Here is an 11,463-nt window from a genome sequence, read left to right on the forward strand (position 1 = left end):
GATATTTTTTAAAATATCAACTTTTAATACTAGGCAGGAAATTGAAACGCCCGGGACGTTGCCCGGGCGTGTCTAACCTTTGTGTTGGCAAAGCTTTAGAGAGTGACCCACCCGCCTCCGGATTGGTGAGAGCGCACAGAAGCATCAATGAACCGGACACCGTCTGCGCCTTGATTGACACTGGGATAGGTAAGCCAATCTCCCGGAATGATGACACCATCCCGACGCGCAGCCACTGCCATGGCAAATTCTGTATAGAGGTTGGCCCAGGCTTCAATAATTCCTTCGGGGAAGCCGCGCGCAGTGCGGATCAGGCGTTCCGCGCCGGGGCCGATGCCATGCCCGTGACCTCGGCTGATGATACGATCCGGCTCACCAAACCGATTGAACTTCAGCTGTTCCGAATTCTCCAGGTCCCACTCGAGGCCCCCTTCGCTCCCGAAAATGCGCAATCGCAACCCACCCCGATTTCCTGGGGCAAGGCGTGTCGCCATCAGGGTTCCCGGAACATCGCCTTGATAGCGGGTGAACATGAAAACTGTGTCTTCCAAAGGCTTTGGCGCGCCGCAAACATGGAATTCAGCCCGTAGATCGGTCATCGGCAGACCCGCGACAAAACTGGCGAGATGCGCGGCATGGGTGCCGATATCGCCGACACAACTGGTCGGGCCAGAAATCTTTGGGTCCAGCCGCCATTTGACATGGGGCGCATCAGCCACATCTTCGGGCGTCATCCAGTCTTGCATGAACTCGACATGGATTTGGTTGATTTGACCGATGCCGCCTTCCGCCACAATTTGCTTGGCCTGCCGGATGACCGGAAAACACGACATCGCATAACCGACGGCAAAGACCTGTCCCGTACGCGCGGTGATCTCCTCAAGCCCTTTGGCCTCGGCGACTTCATTGGTCAGCGGCTTGTCGCACAGCACATCAATACCCGCCTCCAAAAACACCTTGGCAGCGTCAAAATGAACGTGGTTCGGGGTGGTGATCATGACGGCATCCACACCATCCGGGCGTACGGCCTCAGTCTTTGCCATCTCGTCGAACGACGCATAGCACCTGTCTGCAGGCAAGAACCACTCGGCCCCGCGCGCCTTGCTGCGCTCGGCGTCAGAACTGAGCGCGCCTGCGGCGACTTCCCATCGGTCAGTCATCCGCGCAGCCGTTGCTTGCGTGACGGAGATACGTCCACCACCGACAACGCCCAGCCGCAAACGGCGGGACAAGCGGGGGAAAGGGCCGTCTAAGCTCAGGTCTTCGAGTAAAAGTCTCTCAGCCATTCTGAACCTCCATTTCCGGGACCCGTACGCCTTCCGGCAGCATTTCCACCGCCATGAAAATGCTGGGGGTAATTGTCTCGTATTGATGCCAGGGATAGTTGCCTTCGGCGTCATACATCGGCTTGTGCGTGGTGCCCGGGGCCATGAATTCTTCGAGATAAAGGGTCTCTACATCCCGCTCGCGGCATTGCTGCATTTTTCCAAAGCCTACGATTTGCGTGTGCACTTCGCGAAACCCCGGTACCGGGCAGAACGGATGATCTTTGTGCAAACCGACATTCAGCGGCACCGAGCCCGAGTGGTACATGGTCAGTCCAACGTTACCAACGAAGACCTTTGGCGACATGTAGTGGCTGACACCGCGCAATCGCTCCTCTTGGCGGACATCAAAAGCAGATGGCCACGTATCTTTCACCATTGCGAACAGTTCGTTGTCATCGGCATGGGCGTCGAAATCGTGAACAACCACAGCACGTTCCACGCCTTTGAGAGAGTTATCTTGCACAATGACAGACGAAAGCGGCGCAACGGCCTGATCCTCGACCGAGATATCCCGCTCCCCTAGGTTCAGAACAATTGCGCGACCTTCGACAGATATTCTGTCTTCATCGGTGATATGTTGGACGCGAAAGAATGGCTGGGCAAAGTCGAGTGTCTCAATCGGCACGCGCCAACTCCTTCCTCTCATCTCTCAGGAAATCGGTCGGCAAAGGCTCGGGTGCTTCGCAACGGCTTTCTATTGTCTGGTAGGCACCGAATCTCGGAGCCCGTTCAATTGCGTCCATGACCTCGAACACATGATAAGCCAGCGCTCCACTTGCACGGGGCTGGCGTCCTCCCTGTGCCGCCAGGGCCAGATCCAATAGGCCGAGGCCGCGGCTATCTTCGTTGAACCCGTGTTTGTTTTCGACCACCTGCCACGCGTCGCGACCGATTGGGCGGGGCTGATGAGACCAGCGCGAGGTTTCGCGCGTTTTAAGCCAGACATCGCCCTGAAAGATGTTGGCTCCGTGAACCGGGTCAGGGTCAGGGATGCTGATGGTGCCGTTTTCACCGTAGATCTCGAACCGCGGAGTTTCGCTGTCCCAAATGTCGAAGCTCATGGTCATTGACCCTATAGCTCCGGAAGAGAACTGAAGCAGGCTTAGGGAGTGCGTGTCGACTTCGACATCCATCCATTCGCCGTTGCGAGGGCCGTTTTCGATCATTCGTTTGTCGAATGTGCGTCGCGCCATTCCGGCGACCCGGTCAACAGGACCAAGGCAGCAGATCATGGCGGTCAGGTAGTACGGCCCAAGGTCCAGCAATGGCCCACCACCCGCCTTATAGTAGAAATCCGGGTTGGGATGGTGACGTTCCGTCCCGTGGGTGCCGACATGGGCAAAAACCCCTGTCGGTTTGCCAATGGCACCATCGTCGATCAAGCGCCGAACGGTCTGCCAGCGACCGCCCAGAAATGTGTCGGGTGCGCAGCCGACCAGTAGGCCCTTTTCAGCGGCTATGTGCAGGATCGCCTTGCCATCCGTTCGATTCATAACCAGCGGCTTTTCGGAATAGACGTGCTTGCCTGCGTTTAAGGCGCGCAGGCTGATTTCCGCATGCGCCGCTGGAATTGTCAGATTCAAAGCGCAGTCAATTGTCGGATCATCAAATACTTCATCTGGCGTGCAGGCCTTGGCGATGCCGTATTGATCTGCTTTGGCGCGGCTTTCCGAAGGATCAAGGCTTGCGCAAGCCACGACCTCGACGTTTGAGAATTTGGATAGTGTTTTTAGATAGATATCGCTGATACGACCACAGCCGATAAGGCCGACCCGGAAGGATTTCGATGTCTCACGTGTCATCATTCCTGTCTTCGTAGAGGGGTAAGTAATTCGGGGGCATGGGCCCTTTGTTCCGACCGCCCTGCCCCATCTGCTCCCAGGCATGGGCGAGAATTCCAACCGAGCGGGACAGGCAGAACAGCCCTCGCGACAAGGGGGCGGGAAAGCCGAGTTCGCAGAAGATCACAGCTGTCGCGCCATCGATATTCATGGTGATCGGCCGACCGCCGCGTTGACGGCCAAGCTCGGCCTGAACCTCTTCTCCGATATCGGCAAACCGGCCAGAAACTGTGCCTTCTGTCGCCGCATCTCGAACAAGTTGCATCAACCGGGGCGCGCGCGGATCAACAGGCTTGTGAAACCTGTGACCAAAGCCCGAGACGATCTTGCCGTAGGTCTCGCGCCAGCTGTCCAAGCCATCCCGAACAGCGTCATTCAGCGAAGCTCCCGCATCCATGCGGACCGCGATATCATAGTACAACTCTGCGCACTGCTCTCCAGCCCCGCCATGCACGTCGCCCAGCATGTTCACCGCAGTCGCCATCGCATTGTTCAGCCCGACCCCGCAGGTCGCAGCCATACGCGCCGCCGTGATCGAGGGGGCCTGCGGGCCGTGATCCACGCCTGCGACCAAAGCGGCCTCGAACAGGCGCGCTTGCGCGTCGCTGGGCAGATCGCCCCGCACCATAAGCCAGATCATCTGCGGGAAGGTTACATTCCCTATCAGGTCCTCTATGGCGTTGCCGCGAAATGCGATCTGTCCGGGTTTCATGTCGATGATGGAGGTACGCCACCATTGGCGAATGGCGCGCTCATCCATTGTCATGTTTTCATCCAACACGGTCATTGAGTCTGCACCTCTTTCACCGGCTGGGTTTTGCTTTGCGCGGCAAGGCGAATGGGTGCATTGCGCGCGCCATAACCGGCATAGCCCATGCGGCGTTCAACAATTTCGAAGAAGAAGCCGTTGAAGATGGGGCGGCTGTATATCTGAAAATACTCGGAACCCGCTGCCCGATCGTAGAGAATGTTGCCTCCGCGCAGTTGGGCAACCAAATCGTCATCCAATCCAAAAGCCGCTTGCAGATCAGCGTAGTAGTTTTCAGGGATGGACAGGCTGGGAAAGCCGGACTTGAGCAACTGGGCTGAGGTTTCAAAAATATCATCCGACTGGAAGGCAATGTGCTGAACACCAGCTCCAAAGCCATCTTCGAGGAATGACGCCGCCAGTGTTCGACGCCCAACGGCCCCGTTCAGGTTCAGGCGCACTTCGCCCTCAGGGCTTTCAATGGCTTGGCTTTGCACGACACCGGACGGGTCGGAAACGTTCACAATAGGAGACTTTGCCATCTCGAAAGTCGAAATGTAGTAGAGCAGCCAGCTTTGCATCTCATCATGGCGCATCGTCTGGGCCAGATGGTCGATACGGCGCAGTCCGGCAGGCTGGGTCGCTTTGGTTTTCGCGACAGGCTCGAACTCGATGTCCCACACCCGATGCAGATCGGATTTCTCATCGATGAAATGAACAACATTGCCGCCAACACCGCGAATGGCCGGGATATCCAGCTCTCCCGTTCCCACTGGCTGTGAGAAATTCGGCGCGCCCAACGCGGTCGCCCGCTGAACCGTCTGATCCGCATCTTTGACACGCAACCCCATGTCACAAACGGAGGGGCCGTGACCCAGGAACGCCGAATGGGCAAAACCTTCCTTTTCGGTATTCACAACGATGTTTATCGCGCCCTGCCGCCACAGCTCGACGGACTTGGTGACGTGTTTTCGCTCCATTCGAAAACACATTGCTGACAGCATGTCTGCCAGTTGAGCGCCGCTTACCTCATCAGCCGTAAATTCGACAAACTCAAAGCCCGACGCATAGACACGCTCCGGCAGGTCCGGGATGCCGAAATCGGCTCCCGGCTCGGTGCGGGCTACCTCATCCAGGAGGTTCACCAGCGACCTGTAGCTGTCTCGGGCCAGTGTTCGGCCACCGGGTTGAGGAGCTGCTTCATTGACGCGCGCAATGGACCAAGCCCCTTTGTACCCGGCGCGGGCCAACACCCGCACGAAGCCCGCAAGGTTCAGCGATCCGAGCCCGGGCAAAAGCCCGAAATGCCGCTTGAGCCTGCGGATATCCATCTCAAGCCGGGGTGCATCGGACAGTTGCACATGGAACAGCCGCTCTCCGGGATTGTCCCGAAGGCGGGCTGGTTTGGACCCATCGGCAAGCGAGAAGAAGGAATTCAGAGCCAGCCCGAAATGGGGGCTGTCGATGGCTTCAACGACGCGTAACGCCTGCTCATCCGAGCGAATAAGATCCGACCATGGCAAGCCCATATAGGCCAGACGCATCCCTATTTCTTTAGCGATTTGGGCCGCCTCGCCAAGATCTGCGATTACCTGTTCTTCAGTTGCAGTGGCATCGATGTCGAAGGCAGACCCGATTAGCAGTAATTCCGTTCCCAACTCGGTCATCAGGTCGAGTTTGCGTTTCAGCCGATCAAAGGCGCGCTCCCGTCCACCGCCGGACTGGCCTTCAAGGTTATGGAAGGGCTGCAGCAGGCAAATCTTAAGGCCGAGATCTGATGCAATGTTCCGAATTTGCGATGGCGGCCCATCAAAAGCGGTCAAATCCGGTTCGTGTAACTCGACACCTCCGAACCCCGCGTCGGCGATTGCACTCAGTTTTTCGGCCAGATCACCGGGGATCGACGTTGTCGAAACCGAGAGGCACATTATCCCTGATATCCAAACATACGCGGCAACCACAGGACCAGATCCGGCATCAGCATCATGATCACCAAAGCGAATATGAGCACCGCGAGGAAAGCCCAGATTTCCGAGATGATTTCGCGCAGCGGAATGTCCGTCACGGCGTTGATCACAAAGAGAAGGATCCCATAGGGTGGCGTGATCAAACCGATCATCGAGTTCACCACGACCAGCACTCCGAAATGCACCAGATCAATCCCAAGCGCCTCGCAGGTTGGAATGAACAGGGGCACAATCACCAAAATGATCGTTGTCGCGTCCAACACGCATCCCAAGGCGAGGATCAGCAGGTTTACGAGGATCAGAAACACAATCGGGCTTACATCAGAACCCTCCAGCAGTGCCGAGATCGACTGAGGAATTTGCTCCTGAATGACGATGAAGTTCAGAATGAACGCGCCGCCAATGACAACCCCGACGGCGGCGGAAGAGCGCGCGCTGTCGACGAACACTTGATAAAGGCCACGGAAGGTCAGTGCGCGGTAGAACAACGCTGCCAGAAGCAGGGCGTAGAATGCAGCCACGGCTGCAGCCTCAGTCGGAGTAGTGACGCCACCATATATGCCGTACAGAAGGATTGCGGGCATCAGCAGTGCTGGGAACGCGTTGGCGGTTTTAGCAGGCAACTCGCGCAGCGGAACTGGTTCTTCCAAGGCAAAGTTCCGCTTTCCGGCCAGATAATAGTTCATCGCCATCAGGACGACACCCATGATCAGACCCGGCAAAATGCCTGCCAAAAACAGCGACCCGATAGACGCCTTTGAAACCAGCGCATACAGAACCATCGGGATCGAGGGCGGAATGATCGGGCCGATCGTCGCCGAGGCCGCCGTGATCGCCGCCGCATAGCCTCGGCTATAGCGGCCATCCTTGGTCATCATCTCAATGATGATCTTGCCGATCCCTGCCGCATCCGCGACAGCCGAGCCGGACATACCGGAAAAGATCAGCGACGCCACCACATTGACGTGCCCGAGGCCGCCTTTGAAACGACCGACAGCAGCGACGCAGAAGTTCAGCAAGCGGTCGGTGATCGACCCCGCATTCATGATGTTCGCGGCGACGATGAACAAAGGAACCGCAAGCAGGATCGTGCTTTTGTAGAACCCTTGCAGGATCTTCTCGCCTGCGAGAGCGACGTCCAATCCGGCGGTACCAAGGTACACCAATGAGGCCAAGAGGATGGAATAGCCGATAGGTGTCCCTATGCCTGCCAGAAGAAAAAGAGCGAGCAGGCAGGAAAGAAGTTCAAAACTCATTTGTCTGCGTCCTCGTCGTCTTCACCGTCGACCCGGGGGTGATCGTCGACCACGTTAAATCCCACGACCATTTCAAGTTCGGTTTTGGGCGGGCCGTTCCGCATGATGTCGAAGAACAGCCAGCCATACCGTGCGGCCACGACCAGCATGAACACCGCATAAATTGAGAACACAGTGCGCAGCGGTATCTTCTCACCCGAGAACGGATTGCGCACGGTCGATGTTTTGCGGATTTTCATCCAGTCGATGTAGTCCCACGTTGGCAGGAAACTGTAGAGCATCCCGACCACAATTGCCGCGGCTGCCAGCATCGCAAAGACCTGGCGAACGCGCACCGGCACCGAAAGGTAGATGATGTCGAACTTTACGTGATCTCTCTCGCGCACGATGAACGCGCAGCTAAAAAAGATCACCCAGACCCAGAGGATGCCGATCAGTTCAAGCGTCCAACCGGCGGGGGTAAAAAAGTACCGCAGAAGAATTTGCAGAAGGAAGATTAGGAAGATTGCCGCCAGCATACCACCGGCAATCGCTTCGGTCAGCCGGGAGAACCCCTTTATGAAGCCTTTCATTGTGGTTCTCCCTCCCTTGTGTAGATGAGCTTAGTTGCCCAGAGCGTTGATCTGCTCCAGAACACCGTCCGGCCATGACCCGGCGAACTCGCTTTCCAGATACATCGACTGTACCTGATCGCGGAACGCCGCGAGGTCGGGCTCGTAGACCTCCATGCCCTGCTCTTTCAGGAAGCTGACAAGGTCCTCTTCTTTCTGAAGCTGCTTCTGACGACCAGCTTCAGCCGCTGCGTCGGCAGCTTCCTGAACCTTGGCTTGCTGTTCCGGTGTCAGACCGTCCCAAACCTCTTTGCCGATGGCGATATAGTTCAGGTCAACAAGATGCGATGTCAGGACGATCTGATTGGTCACTTCGTAGAATTTGGCATCGACCACAGTCGGCAACGGGTTGTCCTGACCGTCAACGGCACCGGTCGACAGAGCTGTGTAAACCTCTGAGAACGCCATTGGTGTCGGAGCGGCACCCAGCGCTTTGCCAAGGAATTGCCACGCATCTGTGCCCGGCATCCGCAGGTTCACACCCTCCAGATCAGCCGGAGTGCTGACGGTCAGTTCATCCTTGGGCTGGCGCAGGTTCACCTGACGACGGCCCAGATACATGACCGACAGCAGTTTGACGCCCAATTCTTCTTCGGCCTTTTGCTTGAAGGCATCCATCAAGGGATCGTTGAAGACAGCCACCTGATGCGCGGCGTCCTGATGGACATAGCCTGCGGTAAAGATCGAAAACTCGGGGAAGAACTGTGCCAGTTCCTGCGCCGAGGTGATCGACATTTCCAGGTTACCCCGGCTGATGGCGTCCAACTCGGTGCCTTGGGCGAAGATGGTTCCATTATAGCTGGGCTCGTAGCTTGCGAAATCAGCGACCATGGGCGCGAAAACCTCGGCCATAGCGACCGAGCGCTGGTCGGTCTCCGATCCTGATGTTGCGAGGCGAAGTTGCACTTTGTCTTCCGCCAGCGCACCACTTGTTGCGCTGAGCAGAACACCGGTTGCAACAAGGGCTGATACAGCAGCCCGGCGGGTAAGTTTGGTAATCACTTTGCTCCTCCCTGAGACATCATGATGCATTTTTCCGATTCTGAGTTTTGACCTATTTTGGACATTTTGCAAGATTTTTTACAAAATATCTGATATTTTACACTGCAGTTATGTTCACCTTTGGTGTTTTTTGCAAGTTTTCGATCCTGATCGTTTCACCTGTTCTGCAGGAATTCTGAATAGCTTCAATAACTTGAAGCGTTCTGAAACCTTCCCATCCAGACACAATCGGCTCTGCTTCGTGCCGAGCTACTTCAACAAAGTGCCTGAGTTGATTGACCAAGGGGTCAGAGGCACCCTTCTTCAGCGCAGTTGATGAGATTGGCGTCCACCAATCCCTTTGCTCTCTCTGGTAACTCCACAGCCGAAGATCGGGGACAGACAACGACCCATGAGAGCCACCGATCATGTAGCTACTCTCGGTGGTTGAAGGATAGATTGGATATTCCTGAGACGTCATCTCCCAGCTCCATGGAGCAACGATGCTGTCGGACACACTTATGGTCCCAATCGCCCCGCTTTCGAACGTCAAAAGCGCACCTGCAACATCTTCGTTGTCATAACCGCGTTGCGATGCAGCCGACTGAGCCTGTACGGTCGCGACTTCTCCGGCCAGGTACCGCAGCAGATCCACATCATGGACGAGATTGACCGAGATGGGACCTGCACCGGGTTTCTTCCGCCAAGGCGCAGCGTCAAAATACTCGTCTGGCTTATAGAACCAGCAACTCGCATGGACAGCGCGCACATCTCCAATCTTCCCATCAACAATGGCTTCCTTAGCCGACCTGATCAGAGGATTGTGTCGACGATGATGTCCAACCATCAGCGGCACATTGGCCTTCTCCGCTGCTTGAACAAGCTCCAGTGCAGCGGCGGCTTCCACGGCAATCGGTTTTTCGACAAGAACGGGACAGTCATGTCGAACACAGGTTAGGCCCTGATCAACATGAAGCGTCGTGGGCGTCGCAAGCACAGCTCCGTCCGGAGTTTGATTTGCAAACATTTCTTCGAGGGTCTCGTAACATGCGACCCCGTGCTCAACGGCGTAAGCACGGCCTTCGTCACTGGGATCAACGACCGCGACAAGATCAACATGGCGCAACGCTCGGATAGCATCTGCGTGGCGGCGTCCAACAAGGCCAATGCCGACAATGGCAATGCGAAAGTTCTTAGACACTTTGCTTCCTTCCGGAGGGTCTGGAATTCCCGAACCCGATGTATACGACTGAGCGGCATCGCCCAACTTGGCCACGACCGTATTGGGGTTTTCGCGATTCCGCAATAATGTATGATATTTTTATTTTTACCATACAGCAGTTTGGATTGCTGATGTCTCTAAAAAATGTTAATTGAACGAGGAAACGGAGAATATCGGGTGAAACGCATGGCGAAACAGCCGTCCACGATAGGTGCAAGCACGTATCAGCGCATCAAGCGGGACATCATCTTCGGGGAGCTGCAGCCCGGCTCCAAACTGAAGCTGGACGCCTTGAAGGAACGCTACTCGGCAAGCCTTTCGACACTTCGTGAAACGCTGAACAGGCTCGCTAGCGACGGATTTGTCGAAGCTCCCGAGCAACGGGGTTTCCTGGTCACGCCGGTTTCACGAGAAGATCTGACCGAGATTTCAGAGTTGCGCGTCCTGTTGGAATGCCACGCATTGGAGTTGTCCATTGCCAACGGCGACACGGATTGGGAAGGCAATCTGGTTGCCGCACACCACAAACTGCACCTGATGGAACAGCAGCTTCTCAGAGGAGATGATTCCGAAAAGGAGACCTGGAAACGGTATGATTGGGAGTTTCATCAGGCGATGATCGCAGCCTGCAACTCCAAGAACCTTCTGTCTCTGCACTCGATCATCTACGACAAATACCTACGGTATCAGATGCTCGTGCTGACCTATCGCGGCGAAGAGGCGGTCAAGGAGCACAAGGGCATGTTCGACGCCGCGCTGGCCAGAGACGCGAGCACCGCTAAGAAGCTGTTGAAAGATCACATTCGAAACGGTCTCTCACATACGCTTGAGGCTATGTAGCTCGCTGTTGTTTCTGCCTATCACCATCACCTGGATCAGCGACGCGGGGCCTGACGCGGCGTTCGCCCGCATGCACTTCGATGGTGAAGCCATAGACTTCGAATGATTGTGGGAATTGCCCCATGCTGCCGCCTCTCGTTTTTGGCAATATGCCATGGAAGCAAATGGCTGATCAGGGGCTATTTAAGGGGTCAGATGCAACGCTTACTATCAAACAGAATTGCTCCTCGCCAACATAAAGCGCCTGGCAAATGCTGCTGTGTTTTGTATCCATCCAGCATTTAGAAACTCACTGTCGTTGCAGTAGGAAAGCACACGATCATACCCCAATTTCGCACTCAACCTTTTAAGCTATCGCGCAGGTCATTTCGCAAGAGCTAGAAACCGAAATCGACGATTGTCGTTCGCCGTATTGGCGCACTGCGCCAATATAGAACGTTGCCTTCGCAATCGGGAGGTCAATTGTCAGGGGTCGGATGCAACGCTTACGATACTTCGGAATATGGAAGTCATCGAAGGTCCCAAAAACGACGAAAGCGCCCCAGATTTAGCATCTATTGGCGCTTCGGAAATTAAGTTGGTTGCGGGAGTAGGATTTGAACCTACGACCTTCAGGTTATGAGCCTGACGAGCTACCGGGCTGCTCCATCCCGCGACACTTTGCGTTGG

At 55.8% G+C, this 11,463-nt stretch carries 10 protein-coding genes and 1 tRNA gene; 1 reads left to right on the forward strand and 10 read right to left on the reverse strand.

The window, feature by feature from the left end; genetic code table 11:
- Positions 1-95: 95 nt before the first annotated feature.
- From ACR0AZ_RS19145 to ACR0AZ_RS19185, 9 genes are all read right to left on the reverse strand, one after another.
- On the reverse strand, positions 96-1,286 hold the full coding sequence (locus tag ACR0AZ_RS19145) for a Gfo/Idh/MocA family protein (RefSeq protein WP_480470779.1): 1,191 nt from the start codon (positions 1,284-1,286) through the stop codon (positions 96-98).
- Complete coding sequence (locus tag ACR0AZ_RS19150) at positions 1,279-1,953, reverse strand: hypothetical protein (RefSeq protein WP_480470780.1); 675 nt, start codon at positions 1,951-1,953, stop codon at positions 1,279-1,281. The genes ACR0AZ_RS19145 and ACR0AZ_RS19150 overlap by 8 nt, the downstream gene beginning before the upstream one ends.
- A complete protein-coding gene (locus tag ACR0AZ_RS19155) occupies positions 1,943-3,130 on the reverse strand; it encodes a Gfo/Idh/MocA family protein (protein ID WP_480668074.1) in 1,188 nt (395 codons plus the stop codon). The genes ACR0AZ_RS19150 and ACR0AZ_RS19155 overlap by 11 nt, the downstream gene beginning before the upstream one ends.
- Entirely contained in the window at positions 3,120-3,956 is an 837-nt protein-coding gene (locus tag ACR0AZ_RS19160) for a citryl-CoA lyase (RefSeq protein ID WP_480668075.1), read from the reverse strand. Before ACR0AZ_RS19160 ends, ACR0AZ_RS19155 begins: the two co-directional genes overlap by 11 nt.
- Complete coding sequence (locus tag ACR0AZ_RS19165; protein ID WP_480668076.1) at positions 3,953-5,845, reverse strand: bifunctional sugar phosphate isomerase/epimerase/4-hydroxyphenylpyruvate dioxygenase family protein; 1,893 nt, start codon at positions 5,843-5,845, stop codon at positions 3,953-3,955. Before ACR0AZ_RS19165 ends, ACR0AZ_RS19160 begins: the two co-directional genes overlap by 4 nt.
- Positions 5,845-7,140: a TRAP transporter large permease gene (locus ACR0AZ_RS19170; protein WP_170328647.1), complete on the reverse strand. Its 1,296-nt coding sequence runs from the start codon at positions 7,138-7,140 to the stop codon at positions 5,845-5,847. Before ACR0AZ_RS19170 ends, ACR0AZ_RS19165 begins: the two co-directional genes overlap by 1 nt.
- Positions 7,137-7,712: a TRAP transporter small permease gene (locus tag ACR0AZ_RS19175; RefSeq protein ID WP_480470784.1), complete on the reverse strand. Its 576-nt coding sequence runs from the start codon at positions 7,710-7,712 to the stop codon at positions 7,137-7,139. Before ACR0AZ_RS19175 ends, ACR0AZ_RS19170 begins: the two co-directional genes overlap by 4 nt.
- A 30-nt stretch (positions 7,713-7,742) precedes the next feature.
- Entirely contained in the window at positions 7,743-8,753 is a 1,011-nt protein-coding gene (gene dctP, locus ACR0AZ_RS19180) for a TRAP transporter substrate-binding protein DctP (RefSeq protein WP_480470785.1), read from the reverse strand.
- 97 nt (positions 8,754-8,850) lie between these two features.
- A complete protein-coding gene (locus ACR0AZ_RS19185) occupies positions 8,851-10,008 on the reverse strand; it encodes a Gfo/Idh/MocA family protein (protein WP_480485042.1) in 1,158 nt (385 codons plus the stop codon).
- Between the two features lie 132 nt (positions 10,009-10,140).
- Between ACR0AZ_RS19185 and ACR0AZ_RS19190 the strand changes: the two genes are divergently transcribed.
- The gene (locus tag ACR0AZ_RS19190) at positions 10,141-10,794 is read left to right on the forward strand and encodes a GntR family transcriptional regulator (RefSeq protein ID WP_480470787.1); all 654 of its coding nucleotides are present in this window, start codon (positions 10,141-10,143) and stop codon (positions 10,792-10,794) included.
- Positions 10,795-11,372: 578 nt separating this feature from the next.
- Here ACR0AZ_RS19190 and ACR0AZ_RS19195 read toward each other — a convergent pair.
- A tRNA-Met gene (locus ACR0AZ_RS19195) sits at positions 11,373-11,449 on the reverse strand.
- Positions 11,450-11,463: the final 14 nt, after the last annotated feature.

This window comes from Ruegeria sp. BE3, from assembly GCF_056538865.1.